Origin of the sequence: Pseudonocardia sediminis, from assembly GCF_004217185.1 — a bacterium.
GTDB classification, from domain to species: Bacteria; Actinomycetota; Actinomycetes; order Mycobacteriales; family Pseudonocardiaceae; genus Pseudonocardia; species Pseudonocardia sediminis.
The window spans coordinates 4,695,824-4,711,963 of the sequence record NZ_SHKL01000001.1; the positions used below are offsets into that span (position 1 = coordinate 4,695,824).

Below are 16,140 nucleotides of genomic sequence, written 5' to 3' on the forward strand. Positions count from 1 at the left end.
ATCTGGATCAACCGGCCAAGGCGGGTCGACGGAAACGGTGGGAGACCAGCGACGCATTGCCCGCCTGGTACGCCTCCTGGATGTCATTCGGGATGCGGCCTCGGTCGCCGATCTCGATCCCGGCGGCTCGAGCCCACTCGCGCAGGTCCCGGTTCCCGGCACGGTCCGTCGGCGAGCGGCGAGACGTCGGGTTCCCGCGTCCCGGTCCGCCCGTCTTCCGTGCCGCAGCGATGTACGGGGCCAGGAGGTCACGGAGCTTGGCGGCGTTCGACTCGGACAAGTCGATCGCGTGCTGCCGGCCGTCCAGCCCGAACGTCACGGTCTCGGCTGCTTCCCCTCCGTCCAAGTCGTCGACGAGGGAGACAGTCGCTACACGGGCCATCGGATGGTTCTCCTATCAGGGGAAAACGGTCAGGAAGAGGCAGCAGGCAGGTCGGTCATCGGGTCCGGCTTCGTCCAGTCGCCCTCGTTGCAGAACCCGCACGGGACACGGCCAGAAGCGACACGTCGGCGGTCGCCGCGAAAGTCGGGAGACCAGTTCTTGTCGTCGACCCACCCGATCCCGCCGCACGAACACGGTAGGACTGGAAGGTCGGCAGAACACCACGGGCAGAACGCGATCGCGATCCACGACGACCCGCCGTCCCGAACCGGCAGCCCGAACTCCTGGTGCTGGTCGGACCAGACCACGGTCACGTCGGGGCAGGTGTGCGATGTCGTGTGCTGGCCGCAGGAGAGCGTCGCGTTCTCCCGCAGCATGTCGCAGCAGTACGTCGGATCGGTCACGTTTCCTCCTCGGTGGTTCCGTCCCAGCCGGCCTGACGGGGACCCCGAGACGCGGCATTCCGCCAACCCGGAGTAGCAGGGCGAGGAGGGCCACCCAGAGTGCGGGTGGAGCGGTAGGTGTCGAGGTCGGAACGGAGACGGGAGTTCTCGGCGGCCAGAGACTCGGCGCGGTCGCAGCACTCGCAGGAGCCGCCCATCGGGGGCCTGTCCGCCATGCCCTCTGCGATCGTGTGAATGACCGTGCCGTCACCGTCAACCAGCGCGACACGGTTGGGGCTGATCTCCATGTGGGGTCCAGTCACGACGCCACCTCTCGTACGACCTTCTTGGCAGTAGCGAGCGCTTTCGGGGACAACGTCGTCTGATCCAATCGACGGCAGATGTCCACGCCCAAGGTCGAGGCCCTGGGGTACCAGCCGTGTTCGAACGCGGGATCCTGGCCGACCCACCGGTCCAGACGCTCGGCGATAGCTTTGACCGTCATCTCCACGATCTCGTCCGGAGTGGAGGCAAGGGCGGCGCCGCGGCCAATCGTGGTTGTCCGGATTACGTCGTGGACCTCTTGCCTCAGCGCCGCACGTTCGTCTGCGCTCACGTCGTCACCGCCGCGGCGCACCGGCCCGGGACGAACGTGTGCATCTCGTCGCAGTCATGACCCGCGCACGAGTCCTCGGCCGGGGACGAGCTAGATGTCTCCGCGCCCATCAGCATCAGAGACTCGGCGAGCTGCTCAGCCTCGGCCTGGTCCTCGACGAACCACTCGGCCTCGACGCGGAACCCGACTGGTTTCGCCGGCTGCTCGTCCAGCATCCGCTCGCGGCAGCACCAAGCCACCGGGACCGGTGGATCCACGGCCCCGCAGTGTCGACAGTCGGGGGCACGGTCGACTTGGTCCCGGGACTCGGTCATGACGGGACCTCGGTGACCGGACCCCACCGGCGTAACAGCTCGGCGGTGCTCAGGTAGCACTTCCCGCCGTCCTTGTAGCCCTTCCACTCGTCGGGACGGTGGGTTCGGCCCCAGCTCGGAGAGCAGCCGTCGCAATCGCCGTCCGTGCCGTCGTGGACGGATTTCACGTCGCCGGGGATCGACAGGTCCGCGCGCAGCGTGTCGGCGACGTGCTCGGCCAGCATCCCCCACCTGACGCCGACGTGGGTCTGCATGACGTCCAGCAGCGTCCAGACCAGAGCAGGGCGGTCGGACAGGAAGTCCGCGTCCCAGGTTCGCGCGGTCACGTCGACACCACCGCGAGGTCCGCCATCATCGCCTTGCCCTTCGGGGTGAGTCGGTAGTAGCGCCGTGGGAAGTCGGGGTTAGCCGCCTCCTCCTCGGTTTCGTGGCCGTCCACCAGCCATCCTGCAGTGATCAAACGCGTCAGGACGCGGCAGACGATCGGCTGGGCCACGCCCGTCTCCGTCGACAGGTCGTAGCTGTAGTGGCGGGCGTCCGGGCTGCGTAGGAGGACTACAGCGAGAGAGGAGACGCGGTCAGTCATGCTGCGTCCTCCGTCTGGCATCGCAGGTTCGACGGGCGATGGTCAGCGGAGGGCTTCACCTCGCGCCACGCCAGGTCCGACACGCCCCGGCCGTCGAGAAGTCGGAACAGGTACGCCTTGTTCGGCCGGTCCTTCGCGACCATCGCGTAGTCCTTCCGCGTCCACCCCGCCGGGAGAAACCTCAGGATCGCGGTGTGGTCCTCGCCAGCCGTGTCCTCGATAGCTGCGGCGTCGCGCTGTAGGTCGCGGGCGACCATCGACACCCAGCCGTGGAACTCGTCCGGGAGACCGGAGATCAGGTCCGCGATGTCGTCACCCTCACCGAGCCGCTCCCACACGGTGCGGGCGTTCAAGCCGGTCACGATGCGGTGCAGGGCCACGTAGTCGGCCTGCTTCACCTTGACCGCGGCGCCGGACACGATGGATCGGACGACGAAGCCCTCTCGGCCCGGCCGCGGAGCCGCGGCCAGGGCATCGGCGTAGCTGCCGAACGCGAACGCTTCGACGACTGGGCCGGGCCACTGGATTGCGTTGGCGAGCCGCCACGCAGGTACGTGCTGCCCGTCGTGGTCGCGAACCCCTCCGAGCAAGACCAGATCATCCTGCCCTGCGTAGTCGATGACAATCCGGTTGGCCGGATAGACGATCTCGAACAGCGTCGTGACGCCCGGGATCGGGCACACCGTGCGGGTGTACCGCTGTGCCCACAGCGCGGTCGCGTGCTGAGCCTGCTCCGAAGTGAACGAGCCGCGGGTCGCGATGCCGTACTCGCCGTCGGCGGGGTACAGGATCCCGAGCGACCCGTCCACCTTGTCGGTGACCTCTACTGCCTCGCGACCGTCGATGGTGGGCGCGTTCGGCTCGTGGTGGTTGTGCACCTTCGGGAACGGTCGCGCGACGATCCCGCCGTGTGCGTCAACGATCAGTCCACGGCATGTGCGAGTAACGGGGGTCCACGCCGAATCCCACTGGCAAGTGTCGGTGTAGTTGTAGATGGACAGCGGCAGCGTCGGGTGTTCCTGACGCTTTACGTGACCAGCCGCAATAGCGGCGTCCAAGTCATTCACGCCGAACAGATCGGTGATGTTCGCTGCGGCTGTCTGCACACCTAAAGAATACCATTCCGCACCGTCTGCGAGTGGGCCGAATAGGCACCTCAGCGGGTGGATCGACAGGCGGATGAGCGGTAAGATCAGAGACGTAGCCTTCGGGCTCGCTCCCCCACATAGAAGTGCCCCGGACTACCTGCTGACAACAGGCCCGGGGCGCGATCGAGAGACAGGCTCGATATGCCCCACGATACACAGGACACCCATACCCCCGACAGCATCCGTTGGGGGCGACGGTCACACACCTTCGTGCCCATGCCCGAGTGGATCCTCCTCGGCGGGCTCACCCCGCAGGCCGTCACGCTTTACTCCCTCCTGCTGGCGCACGTGAACCGCAAGGAGGGCGACGGGCTCGCGTGGCCGGGACTCCGCACTCTGGCCGGGATGATGGGGTTCCGCCGACACCAGTCCGTGCACCGCTACGTGCAGGAGCTTGAAGAGGTCGGCGCGATCTCCGTGCAGCGAACGAAGGATGGGCCGACCGGGAACCGGAACGTCTACCGGATCAACGAGACGCCGGAAGAGAACTACACGGGCGTCCGGTCGTTGGGCGACTTCTACGCCCTCCGCAGGAATCAGAATCGGGGCCTTGTGCGCTCCACCGCACAAGGCTTGTTCCCGGCAGGAGACAAGGGCTTGTCGGCTGTGGACGACCAGAACCAGACGAACGCAACGAGACGTATAGATCCAGACGAAGTTACTTCTAGCGACGCTGTGAGCGGCCGTCATTTCGCAGGCTCAACGACGGATAGAAAGATCTTCATCCCGCACTGGTTGAAGCGCTGCGAGGACCGAGGCAAGGTGTCGCAGTACCTCGTCGGGGCCGCAGTTGCGACAATGGAAGCGGCCGGTCTTGAAGTCAGCGAGGACGCCAAGGACGCGATGGGCTTCACGCTCGACCACAAGTGCGAGTCCCTGACGAACATCCAGCTGTCCGAGCGGGCTCAGGCATGGGTCCTGGCCGCAGGTACCGGCGACCGCAACGGCTGGCTCGGCACATGGCCACAGAGGAAGGCGTCATGACGAGAAGAGAGGCAGCACCGTGGGCCTGTTGAACCTGACCCCTCACCCTGTTCGGGTCTACCACGAGAAAACCCCGGACCGGATCCGCGACCTTGACGAAGGTCTCCTGTTCCGCATCGACCCGACGGAGGCTCCCGCCCGTCTCGCGATGTCGGACGTGGGGATCACGTGGGACGTGATGGACGACTACAACACCAACTACCTTGCCCCTGTTCGGCGCGTCCGCTTCGGCCAGGTCGACAACTTGCCCGACCCGGAGGAAGGGACGTGGCTGGTGGTGCCGCTCCTCGTGGCCCGGGACCAGCCCGACCGTCGAGACCTTCTTTTCCCGACCCGCGAGGTCCGGAACATGGACGGGACGGTCGTTGGGTGCCGTGGGTTCGGACAGGTCGACTGCGGCGACGGGGATGGCGTGGACTTGACGCTTGGGTGGTCGAACTCGGACACGGGCCCAACGGGGATGCGGCTGTACGCGCTGGATGCCGGGGAGAGTCCGCGGTGGGCTGTCCCGCACGCCCGTGTTGCTGAGGTGCCGTTGATGGAGCGGGGTCACCACGAGGGCGACCGGTTTCGTCTGGTGTTCGCAGGGGACCGTTTTGGGCGCATGCGGTGACACTGTGGGGCGACCTCGCCTGTCCGGTCCGGACGGAGAGAGAAGGGCGTCATGACGGAGCCACCGCGCGAGCCCCGTTGGTTCTGGTGGTCTCAAGATCAGCTGGACAGCCCGTGGTGTCTGTTCCTTTGGGGGTCGGACGAGTGGGGTCGCCGCGATCTCGGTGTGCGACTTCCCGGCGGGATGCTCTTTCTCGCGTTATGGCGGTTTCGCGAGTTCCGAGGGCCGTGCGCCCGGTGTGGTCAGTGGGAGCATGTCGACGGCTGGAACGGGTCGCACTGCCAGTCCTGCGCCCTTGAGTTGTTTGACTGGGGTCGCGGGTGCATCTGCCCGTCTTGGATGGAGGCAGCCGACCTGGAGGGGTGGCTCGATCACTTTCCAGAACCGGGTTGCCCTGTGCACGACCCAACGAGCGAGGTGACTGTATGAACGCGCACCATCCCGCTTACGACCCGGTGTGGGCCGCTACAGCCCCGTCCTGACGCCGTTAGGGCTTGGTGCGCTTCATCCGCTGGCGGTCAGCTCGATTCGGGACCGGCTTCATGACGCTGTGATCGTCCAGGCAGTTCGACTTCCCGGCGCGAGGACGTGCCGCGGCCATCTCGGCTAGACGCTCCTTCACCTCAGCAGCCTTCCGTTCAGCGGCGCTGGTGTCGACGTCGAGCATCGGCTTGCTGGTGCTCACTGCGTCTCATCGGGATTTCGGTCCAGGACTCGGACCTCGCCGGGGTTCAACCAGTCAAACCGGTCGTCCCCGAACTCGACCTTGACCGGCCTGAACATCGTGCCGTGGTCTACGTATGTGACCGTCCCTACGGCGCCGCGCACGAAGTAGGACGAGTCAGCGGTGACCACGACTCGGTCTCCGACGGTGAACATCTGAGCGGCAGTTCTCACGACTTCTCCTCGTGTGTCTGGTCGGTGCAGGTTGGGCCGGGTCACCAGCCGTCGTTGTCGTTCATCTCGCCCCAGGACTGGCCCGGGTCGGTCTCGTCCTCCACGTCGTGCTGGTCGGCGTTCGCCGGGTCGCTCATAAGGAATCTCCTCGTGTGTCAGGCTGCTCGCCGTTGCGAAGTCGCTGCAGCACAGCGTGTCCGGCGTGGAGAAGCATCTGGATCTCGCTTTCTGGGCGTCGGGGGGGCCGGCACCACCGGGTCAGTCGGGAACGTTGGTCAGGGCGGCGATCAGCGCGTCCCGGGTCTCCGCGTCCTCCCGCAGCTCAAACTTGCGGTAGGCGTCGCGGACTGCGCGGACCGCCTCCCGCTTCTCGGCGGCAGCCCGCACAGAGCGGGCGTACTCGGTCTGGCCCCGCTTGACCTCGCGCAGCTTCTCCTCCCACCGAGCGTGCCCGTCGCGGGCCTCGTCCTCGGTGAAGTGGTACTCGGCCTGCCCGGCGAGGGGGCCGCCGAAGATGGCGGTCTCGAACGGCGCCCGCAGGCCGGGCCGGATGGTGGACACCCGCCCAGCGGCGTCCAAGTCGGAGTAGAGGAACGTGTTGTCGACGGTCGTGGTCATGGCCGGGAGTTCCTTCCGGTCAGAGGGTGTCGCGGGCGGTCAGAGGTGGTTCGCCCGTCTCTGTTGTAGATGACTCTACAGCTAGTCGGACCACATTCGCAAGCCCTCATGCTGTAGTGTTTTCTACATGCGAGCCGAACACACCAGGGCCGAAGTCGAGCGCATCGGGAAACGGCGAGATAGACACAAACAGCAGGTCGTAGACGACACCGCCGAGCTTCGAGAAGCCGTCCTCCGCGCCCTTGACGACGGCTACAGCGAGAACGAACTAGCAGTTGTCGGGAAAGTCGACCGCATGACGATCCGGACGTGGCTCGGCAAACGCTGACCGGTCACGACCCCTCCCCTGCCCTCTGCCCCGGCACTCCCTGCCGCTGTGCTCGTTTCGCCGCTACCTCGTCCAAGCGTTGGTTCCGCACTGTCCGGGACAGGTCCTGCAACGCCATGTGGTCGGCCCCGGCTTGGGATTCGTTCATCGCCACCCGCGCCTCCAAGTCCCGGAGCTGCTGCCGTTGCGCGTCGAGTCGTTCGGTGTTGTCGGCGGTCCAGAACGGGATCGTCAGGAAGAACAGCAGGACGCCGGCGCACAGGGTGAGCATGGTGGCGGTGACGAGGTCGACGACGGTCCAGGTTACGGCGAACAACAGCGCCAGGACGAGAAGAGCGGCCACCACCCGGTTGGGGTGACGTCGCCAGCGGTGCGGGTCCGCCCTCCACACCGGCAGCGGTTCCGGTTCGGCGGCGATACGGGGCAGTGGGGGCATGCCGGGGCTGGTGTCCGTCACGTCTCTGCCTCCACGAATCCCCCGCCTTCCTCGTCGGCGATACGCAGCACTAGGCGGCCGTTGTGCGCGTCCAAGTCCAGAGCTAAAGCCGTCGAGCCTCGGGTGATGCGGAGGTGCGCCAAACCGGTCGCGAGGACTTCCAGGTGGATGTCGACGCCGCGCAGAACGAGGTCGTCGACCGCTTCCGGGTTTTCTGCGTCGAGGACGAGGTGTTCCGGGCCGCGTGGTGTCGTGGAGGCGGGAAGGGCGTCTAGACGGCGGGCGGCTTCGACGAGGGTGGCGGCTGGTTCGTCCGCGCTCAGCATCACGAGAGCCTCGGCGATCGCGGCGACGTCCTCGGCGAGTACGGCGTGGGATCGGCCGGCGGGGTCGTCGGTCACGCCGCCCTCCCTGCACGAGCTCGGCACGGGTGCGTCGCCAGCCACGCCGCCCGGTACGCGTCCCGATGCGAGCCGTACGAGGACACGATCATCACCGCACCCGTCAAAGTGGAGACGGTGGTGACCTTCCACGGGTCAGGGCCGGGGAACTTCTTGACGGAGAGACGGCGGGCAGGCTCGACCCTCCGAGGCGCGGGCCAGTTCACCCGGGACAGGGTCCGCAGGCGGTCGTAGCAGGTGGTCGCGTACCCAGAGAGCGCGGAGATGGGGCTCACGACGCCGGTCGGGAGATCGGTCACGGTCCCTCCGGGTATCGCGGCTTGGCAACGGACCGCCAGGCGTCCCGGCCGCGGATGAGCGACCCCTCGACGTGCGGCCACGACAGAACACCGTCGGTCACTTGATCAGCCGCCGCGGCCAGCTCGTCCCCGGCGGCCCGCAGTGCGGCAGACTCGGAGCGGAGACGGCGGATGGTCGCTTGCGCCTCGTCGAGCGTGGCGCAGACGTCGTTGTCGAGCGCGTCGTTGTTGACCATCACGTCGAGGTAGCTCAGGAACACGTCCGTCCGCCGGTCGTCCGGCGCGGTGTCTCCTGACCGGGGACTCGTAGACGCACTGGTGAGGCGGGGAAGCAGGTAACGAATCCGGGCCGCAGCAGTACGTTCGCCACAGGCCCGACCAAGAACGTACAGATCCTGCCGTTCGTTCGCGGTGTGACGGCGCCGCATCTCGGCGTCGGTGCCGTCAGCCAGACCGTCGAACTCCGCGGCCAGCTCTTCCCAGGTTCGCGGCTGCTCATCGTCGTACGGTTCCCCATCCGGGGCGAGGGCAGCGGGCGGTGCGGTGTCGTCTCCTGAGGTCACGACCCGCGTGGACGGACATACACAGTGCTCTACAAACACTTCCCCTTTGGCGTCGTACTGGCAGCCACACCAGCCAGAGGCGATGTCCCGGCCGGTCACGACGCGATCCGTCCCTTAAAGCGGTCCAGCATCTCGTGCATTGTCGCGCTGATCTGGTCGAGCCGGATGACGTCACAGTCGGGGCAGAAGTACGGCCCCCACGGCGTCCCCGCTGGCTCTCCGCACTCGATGCAAGACTTTCCAGAAGGGGTCGCGCAATTGTGCGCGTAACCGTCTCCGGTCCAGCAGTTCGGATGCGATCGGACGGTCTCCGTCATGCCTCTGATTCTACCGCGCCGAACGGCCCGAATCCCGCGCTGACCAGCACAAAATAGGCGTCGCAGCAATGGATCGGCGACCGGATGAGCGGTAAGATCGGAGTCGTTAGCTCCCCATGAAAAACGGGGCCCGGCGCCCGCCTGGACAGCATCGGCGCCGAACCCCTGACGACTGAATGAGAGTCGCTGTGTTCAGGCTAGACACCCATGCCCCGACCCGCCACAGCCGGACGGGGGTGGCCCGATGACCGACGCACGCTTCCCCGAGCGGTGGCTGATGGACGTCCGAGTCCAGGCCCTCACCGACGCCGGATACCGCCTGTTCGGCAACGCGCTGATGTGGTCCGTGAGCAACCGGACCGACGGCGAGATCACGGACAAGCGCCTGCCGATGATCCCGTACGTCGACACCATGGCCATCCCCGAACTGGTCGAGGCCGGGCTGTGGACCAGGCGCAAGGACAGGTGGCTGATAGCCGACTTCGAGACCACGCAGACCGGAAGCGACGAGCTGGGGCGGCTCGACAGGATGCGGAAGGCCGAGCGGGATAAGAAGTCCCGGCAGCGCGCAGCCAAGGCCGCCGCCACCGACGCTGACCACTCTGTCCCGGGGACAGTCCCGGGGACATTTCGGGGGACAGCACAGGACAGGAAAGGCGAGGAGAGGCTAGGAGAGGAAGTACTACCGGGAGACACACACGAACGAGACAGACCAGCAGACGTGGCTGACCACCCGGCTCCTCGTCCAGACGCTCTTGCTCTTGTCTCCCCCGACCGCTACTCCGGATCAGACTCCGACGAGATCACCGGCCCTTACTTCGCCGAGTTGGAAGAGGAGGAGCGTCAACGCCGTGAGGAGTGGGGCGAGCAGGACGCGGGGTGAGCCGGCGGTCTACTTCTCGTCGGCGACCAGTTCCTCTTGGCGGGAGCACTCGACCTTCGTGACGTCTCTGAGGTCTAGCCCGTGCATCGCGGCCAGGTACACATCCCCATCGTCTGCGAGGCGGGGCCGGTACACGGATCCGTTCGGAAGCTCGATGCGCGGGTCGTCGTGGAGCCAGCGCAGGATCAGGTCGGCCACGTCGTCATCGTCCACAGCGAGGGTGATGAGTCGGGGCTGCTGGTGCTGGTTCATCGCGTCTCCTCTTGGCGGGTTTGCTTTCACTATCACCACGACACTCGACCCCCTGATCCGTGCTCGCTACGCCGTATCTCACCTGATCGGACTAGCGACCCGGTCGGTGAGAGTCCGAGAGGAACCACATGTAAATAGGTGTTGACGTGTCTCCCGGGAGGTGTAATTATGGGTTTACACAACGAGGACGGAGAACACCATGAACGACAAGCACACCCTCCCCACCCTGACCGACACCGAGGCCGCGAAGTACGCCAAGATCGCCCGCCAGATCAAGCGCACCGTCCGCGTCTGGACCGATTCCCGCGGTATGACCGCGACCTCGTTCCAGCAGACCCCCAGCAACGCCCACCTCGCTTTCCACCGCGACGGCACCGTCACCGAGCACCAGTACGAGTCCCAGGCCGAGGTCGCCCGCAACGCCAAGGCCGCGCTGGCCGCGCAGATCGACGCCCACAAGGCGCAGGCGTGACCACCGCCGAACAGGCAACGGAGAGCGTGCTGCGCCACGGCCAGACCAGTGCGGCCCGGGCACTGGCAGACGCAGAGCTGATCGAAGTAGTCCACCGAGTAGCAGCCCAGAGCAACCTGGACATGGACGCCCCCATCCGCGACGGAGAAGCCATCCTCGAACGGGGGCACAGCCGCACCCGGAAAGCGCTCGCTGACCTTGTCGCCATGGCCGTGAACCGGGGCATCCCGTGGCCGGCAGTGGCGCGGCACCCGCTGGCCGCCCGCCCGTGGGAACTGATCCCGATGATCCCCGACCGGGCAGCCCGCGCCGACGCCTACCGCTCCGAGATCCACTATGCAGAGCAGACCGCAGCCGCCCTACGCACGCGACGCGGAGCGTGGCTGGGACAGGTGCTCGACGCGGCCGACGCGCCCACGAAGATCGCTCTCGCCGGTGAACTGGGGTGCTCCCGGCCGACGCTGGACAAGTGGCTCGACAAGGGCGCCGTCGCGGTGTGAGCGGCTCGGTCGCGACGTCGTTGCTTTGGGACTGCTTTGGCGGAACCGACGGGATTCCGGCTCACGACGCCTTCCTCCCGTCCAGCCAGTCCACCCGCGCCAGGGACTCCGCGTGGTGAGCTCGGGACGGGACAGGCCACTCGAGGTGCTGCGCGCACATGCTGGCCGCAGCGAGCCCGTCCCAGCCGTCGTTGGACGGAGAGTCGACGTCAGGCCACAACCGCGCCATCGCCACCGACACGTCGGACTTGTCGGCGTTCCCCCGCCCGGTCGCCCACTTCTTCAGGGTCGCCGGGTTCACGCTCACCACGCGCACGTTCCGACGGTGCAGGGCGTGCACGATCCGCCACCAGCAGCCAGCACGGTCCCACAGGGATCCGCCGGCGACCCGCGCTGTCACGCCCATCTCGATCCCGACCAGCGTCGTGTCGTCGGTCGCGTGCTCGAGGACCCCGGCTGCGATGCGGTAGAGGCGGCGATCCCGGTCGAGCAGGGACTCCGCGCGGCGGCCACTGGACTCAACGATTTCCGCTCGGGCGACGCACTGTGGTTCGGCATGGTCGATGATCCCGACGCCGGTACGGGTCAGGGACAGGTCGATTCCGAGGACTCTCACTGCTCGAACACCACCGTGAGTTCCGCCCCGTCGTAGCTGAGCGACTTGATCCGGCTGCCCGGCATCTCCGAGCACGACAGGGTGTGCCACTGCTCGGCGAGCTGCATCAGCCTGGCCGGGTCCAGGGACTTCTGCTGGTAGGTCCGGTACGTCAGGGTTGCGGAGACGCGGCGGATCTCGTCCCGGTCGATCTGTTCACTCACGACGTCTCCACCGCGCGGACGGGGACACCGTGACGGCGGCACTCGTCCACCAGCAGCCGCTCATAGAACCCGTGACCGGCCAGGGACGCCACGACGAGAGGCGGATGGGACCGTGCGATGGCCTGCACTGCCCGCACCCGCTCCACCACCGTCCCGGACCACAACCGGACCGGCTCCGACCTCAGTTGGCACGGCTTGTGCTCAAGAACCCACTCCGACGCCCACACGCACGCCGGGTCGTGGACGACGGTGATGGGCCGGCCGATCTCACGCCACACCTCCCACAGGGCGCGGCGTAGCGGTCGCGGGTCCCGGGACCCCGGTGACGCGACGACCGCGGTGCGCGGGTTCGGGTCCATCGGCGGTGGGTCCGGGCTGGGGTCCTGCCACGGCCGGGACCACGGCTCGGTGGGGAGAGCGCCACGGAGAGGCTCAGCGAGCGCGGTCACTTGACCACCTCCCCCGCCATGATCCGGTCGTAGATTAGATCTGAAGCTTCTTGTAAAGACGGCAGAGTCTCAGGGTGCCGAGACTTCCTACGAGTTCTCCCCGCGTTCTTGCATGAGAGGCACTGCCTATGCCCATACTTGGTCATCTTGTAACGGTCGATATTCGGCAAAATTAATAAGTGTCCGCGCGAGCATCGGACTTTGTCCGCATGCCGGTTCCGACCATGACGGATTCTGTCTGCGGCATTCTCAAGAGGAGTTCCCCACAGCAAGTTGCTTGCGTGATTGTTCCCTGGATCGCCATCATAGTGTCTAACTTGGCAGCCAGCGGGCCGGGGTCCGCCAAACGCTTCCAGTACCAGGATGTGAACGGCCACCGTCCTGGCTCCGGAGATGTTGACGTGGCTGTAACCAGTTCGGGGGTGGAAGTTTGGCTTAAGGATGACGCCTTTAAAAGTGCGACGACGCCCGGTGTAGTCAACAATCAGACGGGTCTTGCTCCGGACGCGACCATGCGACGAAACCTCGTACTTGTCGTCCCGGACTGTGGTCCGCCACCTCTCTTGCCCACCCTGCGGCGGACGCTGAGAGGAGACAGCTAGTTCCTGCGTTGCCGTCATCGTGCCTCTCCCGATCGCGGCTGAATCGCATCACGGCAGAAAGCGTCGTCGCCACGGTCATGGGAGCGCTCACGCGCCTGGTCGCCCTGATTGCACCGGCACGCGCGAGGACCGAACAGGGAAGCCACGGAAGAGTCAGCCAGCAGGTGCCGGGCGACGTCCTGCATCAGGGCCTTGTTGGCAGCAGGCACCTCGCTCCACGGCACGGCCGAGTCACGGCGGGTCTCGTAGCCGTGGTCCGGGGCCAGACGCTCATAGAGCTCGTGGAAACGGCGGGCCAGGAAGTCAGGAGCAGCGCTTTCGGGGACGTGCTCGGTGGTGGTCAATCGGGTCTCCGTTCAGGTGGGGAGCTGATCGGTCGGGGTGAGGTCGGAGGTGAGCGCGTCCAGGCTGAACTCGCCCTCGGCCGCACCGAGGAGGAAAGCGGCCCACTCCTCGTGGCTGAACCACAGGCGGGGCCCGCGGGACAGGTCCGAGTGCTGCACGTACACGCCCGTCCCGTGACCGTCCGCAGAGACGGCGACACAGCCTCCCGCCGCGCAGTACGAGCTGATGCGTGGCGTCATGACTTCTCCACCTTCGGGGACTTGAACGGATGCTGGTCCTCGTCGACCTCGCGGACGTGGCCGCCGGCGGAACGCTGACGAGCGTCAGGACGGGACAGGAGCTGGGCGGCGCCGATCGTCACCGGGTGCACGACCGGCCAGTCGGCGACGTCCGAGTCGCGCACGTGATCCGGGGTGATCGGCTTGGTGCTCGTCGGCGCCCAGCAGTTCGGGGCGACCTTCACTGCGCGGGGCGTGGACAGGTCCAGGCGGCGGCGCTGGTCATCGGGTGGCTGCATCCGCCAAATGCCGATCGGGTCGTCCTCCGGCGCGGTGGAAGGGGCGGACTCGCGGTCGCCGTAGAACTCCGACATCAGAGGTCACCGCCGCCGGTGGTGGGTGCCCCAGCAGCGCACGGGCGGTAGCGCGGCACCCATCCGGTAGAGGCGTCCACCGTGTAACCCGGAGGCCCGTGTCCCGATGGCAGAGGCCAGAACCGGGCGCTGCCATCGACGGCGTCCCACCCTGTGAGGTGCCCAGTCCGATCGCGGTAGCGCCCGCAATCGGAGCACAACCCGGGTGACGTCTCGACATAGCCTGGCGGGTCTTGGGTGGTGGGTGGCCCGGCAGCGGACCGCCAGAAGTCGACCAGCGGGCACAGCGTCGAGCGGCCGAGGGGCGAGTACGGATCGGTCTGTGTCAGCCACAGCGTCATCCCGTCTGCGAGCGCGTCCCCGGCGGCCCGCAGCGCGGCAGCCTCGGAGCGGAGACGGGCGATGTCCTGCATCAGGTGGTACCCGCAGGCGTCTGCCCCGCCCCCAGCGAGAAGTTCGTCGCACACCTGCCCGTGGCCTTCGTAGCGGCAGCAGCGCTGATCCCAGCCCACCGTCTCGTCGTCCGGTGCGGTGCCTCCTGCCCGGGGACCAGTAGCTGCGAGCAACGCGCGACGGGCTCGCCGGATCACGTCGTCGAGGCTGGTCGAACGACGGGTCTCGAGAGCGTCCGGCGCGTCCAGGTTGTCCAGCCACCGCGCGAACTCGTACACCGGCTCGGCGTCGGCTGTCCCTGCCCGGGGACCAGCAGCCGCGCCGGGTACAGATCCGCACGTGCGGCACGCGCCCATCGCCTGGTTCTCGATCAGAGTCGCGACGACAGGGTGCTCCGGGTCAGCGGGCAGGTACTGACCGAAGGAAGCCTCGGCGCGGTCCACGACCCACCGCCGGACCGACTGACGGCACTCAGGGCAGGGGATGAAGTCGTCGGCGGGCGGTGCGGTTTCGTCTCCTGCGGTCATCGCTGCGCCTCCACCATCTCCTCGACATGGAGCTGCTGGTGAACCGTATCGGCGCCGTGCAGAAGAGTCAGGTCCAGGACGTTGTTGACCAGACTCCAGCCCACATCCAGCACCTCGACCGGTAAACCCCCAGGTGCCGGGTGGCCGTTGACCGCCACAAGCCGATCACCGACCCGCAGGTCGCCTGCCTTGCATATCGTCGTTTCGCTCACGACTCGTCACCGTCCACGTGCTCCGGGCGCTTGTGGCAGCGCGGGCACTCCACGCGCGGCTCACCGAACAGATTCGTCGCGAGGCTGTCCCGGGAACCGTGCGGGTGAGTGCAGGTCTCGCGGATCGCGCGTCGCCATCGGGTCTGCACAACCTGGAACACCTCGCTGGCACCCCACTCGCCTCTCGGCGGCCACGGCGGGGCGCCAGGCGCGGAGACGAGCCGGCGGATGGAATCCATCGTCGGGACCTGCAGGGGCTCCCACTCGACGTCGTTCACTGCTCCTCCTCCCACGGGGACTCAGTGCGGGTGGTCGACACAGTGCGAGACTCGACGCGCAGATCGGTGTAGCCGTCAGCCGACAGGTGCGCCAGAAAGATGTCTAGACCGAACCGGCGGATCAGGTCGTCGTCGTGGAAGCGCGAGTTCCCGTCCGGGTGGGTCCCGGCGACGCGGCGCTCTCGGACCGTCTCGGTGGTGGTGTCTCCTGCCGGCGGAAACCGGTTCGAGGGATGGATCGGGCCCGGGTTGTGCGACCACGGCACCAGCCGACGACACGGAGACTGCCCAGCCTGGACGATGTGCATCCAGTGCGGGCCATCGTGCTCGCGGCCCGTGCCGCAGAGTTCGCACGTGACTCGGAGCCCGCAGTTGCGGCAGGTGCGGGCGCGATGAGCGACTGTTCGGGCGTCTCCTGCGGGAGGGGACGAGACGGCGCGGATCGCGGCCACGATGTCGTCGGACGGAGTGTCCATCGCGAGATTCAGGGCTTCACACACCTTGCCGAGAGCATGGCAGGCCACCACGTCGTTGCCGTCCTGAGCTAGCGGGGTCACGGGGGTCCCGATGAAACGCCAGTTGTGCAGGTCTCGGCGAAGCTGGTCGACCGCTGCCGCCACGTCTTCGCCGAACGCTCCGTCGTGCCACTTCCGGACAAGGTCGACGACGGCACCAGCCGAGACCGCAAGGGCGTCACCGAACGACTCGACGAGCTCGCACGAGATCGGGCCGTGAGGCGGCAGGGCGGGTTCGGCTGCTAAGGCGGCGCGGACCAACGTCGCGGCATGCTGGCGTTGCCCTGCATCGGACCCGCCGTACTCGATGTCATCGAGCGATTCAGGGTTCCGCCGGAAGTAGGTCAGTGCGTCGGCGACCGTCGGCCGGGCGGTGGCGGCGGGTACGGCGGTGGGAGAGGGCATAGAGGTTCCTC

31 protein-coding genes are annotated in these 16,140 nt (G+C 67.2%); 6 read left to right on the forward strand and 25 right to left on the reverse strand.

The window, feature by feature from the left end:
- Positions 1-7: 7 nt before the first annotated feature.
- The 7 genes from EV383_RS21780 to EV383_RS21810 all read right to left on the reverse strand — a co-directional run bounded on the left by EV383_RS21780 (position 8) and on the right by EV383_RS21810 (position 3,387).
- Positions 8-382, reverse strand: coding sequence for a histone-like nucleoid-structuring protein Lsr2 (locus EV383_RS21780; protein WP_130291640.1), 375 nt, complete (start codon positions 380-382; stop codon positions 8-10).
- A 29-nt stretch (positions 383-411) separates the two neighbouring features.
- Complete coding sequence (locus tag EV383_RS21785) at positions 412-786, reverse strand: DUF6980 family protein (RefSeq protein WP_130291641.1); 375 nt, start codon at positions 784-786, stop codon at positions 412-414.
- Positions 787-1,084: 298 nt separating this feature from the next.
- Positions 1,085-1,381, reverse strand: a complete 297-nt coding sequence (locus tag EV383_RS21790; protein ID WP_130291642.1) for a hypothetical protein — start codon at positions 1,379-1,381, stop codon at positions 1,085-1,087.
- Positions 1,378-1,638 carry a hypothetical protein gene (locus EV383_RS21795; RefSeq protein WP_130291643.1) on the reverse strand — a complete coding sequence of 87 codons (261 nt, stop codon included), beginning with the start codon at positions 1,636-1,638 and terminating at the stop codon, positions 1,378-1,380. Before EV383_RS21795 ends, EV383_RS21790 begins: the two co-directional genes overlap by 4 nt.
- Positions 1,639-1,691: 53 nt before the next feature.
- A complete protein-coding gene (locus tag EV383_RS21800; RefSeq protein WP_130291644.1) occupies positions 1,692-2,021 on the reverse strand; it encodes a hypothetical protein in 330 nt (109 codons plus the stop codon).
- Positions 2,018-2,281, reverse strand: a complete 264-nt coding sequence (locus EV383_RS21805) for a MarR family winged helix-turn-helix transcriptional regulator (RefSeq protein WP_130291645.1) — start codon at positions 2,279-2,281, stop codon at positions 2,018-2,020. Before EV383_RS21805 ends, EV383_RS21800 begins: the two co-directional genes overlap by 4 nt.
- The gene (locus EV383_RS21810; protein ID WP_207223617.1) at positions 2,278-3,387 is read right to left on the reverse strand and encodes an RNA ligase; all 1,110 of its coding nucleotides are present in this window, start codon (positions 3,385-3,387) and stop codon (positions 2,278-2,280) included. Before EV383_RS21810 ends, EV383_RS21805 begins: the two co-directional genes overlap by 4 nt.
- Positions 3,388-3,645: 258 nt before the next feature.
- On the opposite strand from EV383_RS21810, the gene EV383_RS21815 reads away from it, so the two are divergent.
- Together EV383_RS21815 and EV383_RS31795 are read left to right on the forward strand one after the other, a co-directional pair.
- Positions 3,646-4,413 (forward strand): helix-turn-helix domain-containing protein, encoded by a 768-nt coding sequence (locus EV383_RS21815; RefSeq protein ID WP_130291646.1) that lies wholly within the window; start codon positions 3,646-3,648, stop codon positions 4,411-4,413.
- Positions 4,414-4,441: 28 nt separating this feature from the next.
- The gene (locus EV383_RS31795; protein WP_207223618.1) at positions 4,442-5,026 is read left to right on the forward strand and encodes a hypothetical protein; all 585 of its coding nucleotides are present in this window, start codon (positions 4,442-4,444) and stop codon (positions 5,024-5,026) included.
- Positions 5,027-5,513: 487 nt separating this feature from the next.
- On the opposite strand, the gene EV383_RS21825 is transcribed toward EV383_RS31795, so the two are convergent.
- The 3 genes from EV383_RS21825 to EV383_RS21835 form a co-directional block, all read right to left on the reverse strand.
- Positions 5,514-5,711 (reverse strand): hypothetical protein, encoded by a 198-nt coding sequence (locus EV383_RS21825; RefSeq protein ID WP_130291647.1) that lies wholly within the window; start codon positions 5,709-5,711, stop codon positions 5,514-5,516.
- On the reverse strand, positions 5,708-5,923 hold the full coding sequence (locus EV383_RS21830) for an MreC domain-containing protein (RefSeq protein WP_130291648.1): 216 nt from the start codon (positions 5,921-5,923) through the stop codon (positions 5,708-5,710). Before EV383_RS21830 ends, EV383_RS21825 begins: the two co-directional genes overlap by 4 nt.
- 258 nt (positions 5,924-6,181) lie before the next feature.
- The gene (locus tag EV383_RS21835) at positions 6,182-6,541 is read right to left on the reverse strand and encodes a hypothetical protein (protein WP_130291649.1); all 360 of its coding nucleotides are present in this window, start codon (positions 6,539-6,541) and stop codon (positions 6,182-6,184) included.
- Between the two features lie 127 nt (positions 6,542-6,668).
- Here EV383_RS21835 and EV383_RS21840 point away from each other — a divergent pair, with 127 nt between their 5' ends.
- Entirely contained in the window at positions 6,669-6,869 is a 201-nt protein-coding gene (locus EV383_RS21840; RefSeq protein ID WP_130291650.1) for a hypothetical protein, read from the forward strand.
- A gap of 4 nt (positions 6,870-6,873) precedes the next feature.
- On the opposite strand, the gene EV383_RS21845 is transcribed toward EV383_RS21840, so the two are convergent.
- From EV383_RS21845 to EV383_RS21855, 3 genes are all read right to left on the reverse strand, one after another.
- Entirely contained in the window at positions 6,874-7,326 is a 453-nt protein-coding gene (locus EV383_RS21845) for a hypothetical protein (RefSeq protein WP_130291651.1), read from the reverse strand.
- Complete coding sequence (locus EV383_RS21850; RefSeq protein ID WP_130291652.1) at positions 7,323-7,706, reverse strand: hypothetical protein; 384 nt, start codon at positions 7,704-7,706, stop codon at positions 7,323-7,325. Before EV383_RS21850 ends, EV383_RS21845 begins: the two co-directional genes overlap by 4 nt.
- Before the next feature lie 295 nt (positions 7,707-8,001).
- On the reverse strand, positions 8,002-8,667 hold the full coding sequence (locus EV383_RS21855) for a hypothetical protein (RefSeq protein ID WP_130291653.1): 666 nt from the start codon (positions 8,665-8,667) through the stop codon (positions 8,002-8,004).
- 462 nt (positions 8,668-9,129) lie between these two features.
- On the opposite strand from EV383_RS21855, the gene EV383_RS21860 reads away from it, so the two are divergent.
- Positions 9,130-9,768 (forward strand): hypothetical protein, encoded by a 639-nt coding sequence (locus EV383_RS21860; protein ID WP_130291654.1) that lies wholly within the window; start codon positions 9,130-9,132, stop codon positions 9,766-9,768.
- Positions 9,769-9,777: 9 nt separating this feature from the next.
- Here EV383_RS21860 and EV383_RS21865 read toward each other — a convergent pair whose 3' ends face one another.
- The gene (locus EV383_RS21865; RefSeq protein WP_130291655.1) at positions 9,778-10,020 is read right to left on the reverse strand and encodes a hypothetical protein; all 243 of its coding nucleotides are present in this window, start codon (positions 10,018-10,020) and stop codon (positions 9,778-9,780) included.
- A 199-nt stretch (positions 10,021-10,219) separates the two neighbouring features.
- On the opposite strand from EV383_RS21865, the gene EV383_RS21870 reads away from it, so the two are divergent.
- Positions 10,220-10,492, forward strand: a complete 273-nt coding sequence (locus tag EV383_RS21870) for a hypothetical protein (RefSeq protein WP_130291656.1) — start codon at positions 10,220-10,222, stop codon at positions 10,490-10,492.
- On the forward strand, positions 10,489-10,992 hold the full coding sequence (locus tag EV383_RS21875; protein WP_130291657.1) for a hypothetical protein: 504 nt from the start codon (positions 10,489-10,491) through the stop codon (positions 10,990-10,992). The genes EV383_RS21870 and EV383_RS21875 overlap by 4 nt, the downstream gene beginning before the upstream one ends.
- Before the next feature lie 61 nt (positions 10,993-11,053).
- Here the strand turns inward: EV383_RS21875 and EV383_RS21880 are convergent, their stop codons facing one another.
- Genes EV383_RS21880 through EV383_RS21925 form a run of 11 tightly spaced genes read right to left on the reverse strand, consistent with a single transcriptional unit; the run spans position 11,054 to position 16,129 of the window.
- Positions 11,054-11,608 (reverse strand): crossover junction endodeoxyribonuclease RuvC, encoded by a 555-nt coding sequence (locus EV383_RS21880; protein WP_165438447.1) that lies wholly within the window; start codon positions 11,606-11,608, stop codon positions 11,054-11,056.
- Positions 11,605-11,811: a hypothetical protein gene (locus EV383_RS31350; protein ID WP_165438448.1), complete on the reverse strand. Its 207-nt coding sequence runs from the start codon at positions 11,809-11,811 to the stop codon at positions 11,605-11,607. Before EV383_RS31350 ends, EV383_RS21880 begins: the two co-directional genes overlap by 4 nt.
- The gene (locus tag EV383_RS21885) at positions 11,808-12,260 is read right to left on the reverse strand and encodes a hypothetical protein (protein WP_130291659.1); all 453 of its coding nucleotides are present in this window, start codon (positions 12,258-12,260) and stop codon (positions 11,808-11,810) included. The genes EV383_RS31350 and EV383_RS21885 overlap by 4 nt, the downstream gene beginning before the upstream one ends.
- Positions 12,257-12,880: an NUMOD4 motif-containing HNH endonuclease gene (locus EV383_RS33150; RefSeq protein WP_130291660.1), complete on the reverse strand. Its 624-nt coding sequence runs from the start codon at positions 12,878-12,880 to the stop codon at positions 12,257-12,259. The genes EV383_RS21885 and EV383_RS33150 overlap by 4 nt, the downstream gene beginning before the upstream one ends.
- On the reverse strand, positions 12,877-13,206 hold the full coding sequence (locus EV383_RS21895) for a hypothetical protein (protein ID WP_130291661.1): 330 nt from the start codon (positions 13,204-13,206) through the stop codon (positions 12,877-12,879). Before EV383_RS21895 ends, EV383_RS33150 begins: the two co-directional genes overlap by 4 nt.
- Before the next feature lie 12 nt (positions 13,207-13,218).
- A complete protein-coding gene (locus EV383_RS21900) occupies positions 13,219-13,446 on the reverse strand; it encodes a DUF397 domain-containing protein (protein ID WP_130291662.1) in 228 nt (75 codons plus the stop codon).
- Positions 13,443-13,799, reverse strand: coding sequence for a hypothetical protein (locus EV383_RS21905; protein WP_130291663.1), 357 nt, complete (start codon positions 13,797-13,799; stop codon positions 13,443-13,445). The genes EV383_RS21900 and EV383_RS21905 overlap by 4 nt, the downstream gene beginning before the upstream one ends.
- A complete protein-coding gene (locus tag EV383_RS21910) occupies positions 13,799-14,719 on the reverse strand; it encodes a hypothetical protein (protein ID WP_130291664.1) in 921 nt (306 codons plus the stop codon). The genes EV383_RS21905 and EV383_RS21910 overlap by 1 nt, the downstream gene beginning before the upstream one ends.
- Positions 14,716-14,931 (reverse strand): PDZ domain-containing protein, encoded by a 216-nt coding sequence (locus tag EV383_RS21915; RefSeq protein WP_130291665.1) that lies wholly within the window; start codon positions 14,929-14,931, stop codon positions 14,716-14,718. The genes EV383_RS21910 and EV383_RS21915 overlap by 4 nt, the downstream gene beginning before the upstream one ends.
- A complete protein-coding gene (locus EV383_RS21920; protein WP_130291666.1) occupies positions 14,928-15,209 on the reverse strand; it encodes a hypothetical protein in 282 nt (93 codons plus the stop codon). The genes EV383_RS21915 and EV383_RS21920 overlap by 4 nt, the downstream gene beginning before the upstream one ends.
- Complete coding sequence (locus EV383_RS21925) at positions 15,206-16,129, reverse strand: hypothetical protein (RefSeq protein WP_130291667.1); 924 nt, start codon at positions 16,127-16,129, stop codon at positions 15,206-15,208. Before EV383_RS21925 ends, EV383_RS21920 begins: the two co-directional genes overlap by 4 nt.
- Positions 16,130-16,140 lie beyond the last annotated feature (11 nt).

Excerpts from the sequence above, each read along its gene's own strand:
- EV383_RS21865 (WP_130291655.1), bottom strand. The coding sequence starts at position 10,020 with ATGAACCAGCACCAGCAGCCCCGACTCATCACCCTCGCTGTGGACGAT.
- EV383_RS21900 (WP_130291662.1), bottom strand. The coding sequence starts at position 13,446 with ATGACGCCACGCATCAGCTCGTACTGCGCGGCGGGAGGCTGTGTCGCC.
- EV383_RS21905 (WP_130291663.1), bottom strand. The coding sequence starts at position 13,799 with ATGTCGGAGTTCTACGGCGACCGCGAGTCCGCCCCTTCCACCGCGCCG.
- EV383_RS21815 (WP_130291646.1), top strand. The coding sequence starts at position 3,646 with ATGCCCGAGTGGATCCTCCTCGGCGGGCTCACCCCGCAGGCCGTCACG.
- EV383_RS21870 (WP_130291656.1), top strand. The coding sequence starts at position 10,220 with ATGAACGACAAGCACACCCTCCCCACCCTGACCGACACCGAGGCCGCG.
- EV383_RS21860 (WP_130291654.1), top strand. The coding sequence starts at position 9,130 with ATGACCGACGCACGCTTCCCCGAGCGGTGGCTGATGGACGTCCGAGTC.
- EV383_RS21910 (WP_130291664.1), bottom strand. The coding sequence starts at position 14,719 with ATGACCGCAGGAGACGAAACCGCACCGCCCGCCGACGACTTCATCCCC.
- EV383_RS33150 (WP_130291660.1), bottom strand. The coding sequence starts at position 12,880 with ATGACGGCAACGCAGGAACTAGCTGTCTCCTCTCAGCGTCCGCCGCAG.
- EV383_RS21805 (WP_130291645.1), bottom strand. The coding sequence starts at position 2,281 with ATGACTGACCGCGTCTCCTCTCTCGCTGTAGTCCTCCTACGCAGCCCG.
- EV383_RS21780 (WP_130291640.1), bottom strand. The coding sequence starts at position 382 with ATGGCCCGTGTAGCGACTGTCTCCCTCGTCGACGACTTGGACGGAGGG.
- EV383_RS21925 (WP_130291667.1), bottom strand. The coding sequence starts at position 16,129 with ATGCCCTCTCCCACCGCCGTACCCGCCGCCACCGCCCGGCCGACGGTC.
- EV383_RS21835 (WP_130291649.1), bottom strand. The coding sequence starts at position 6,541 with ATGACCACGACCGTCGACAACACGTTCCTCTACTCCGACTTGGACGCC.
- EV383_RS21840 (WP_130291650.1), top strand. The coding sequence starts at position 6,669 with ATGCGAGCCGAACACACCAGGGCCGAAGTCGAGCGCATCGGGAAACGG.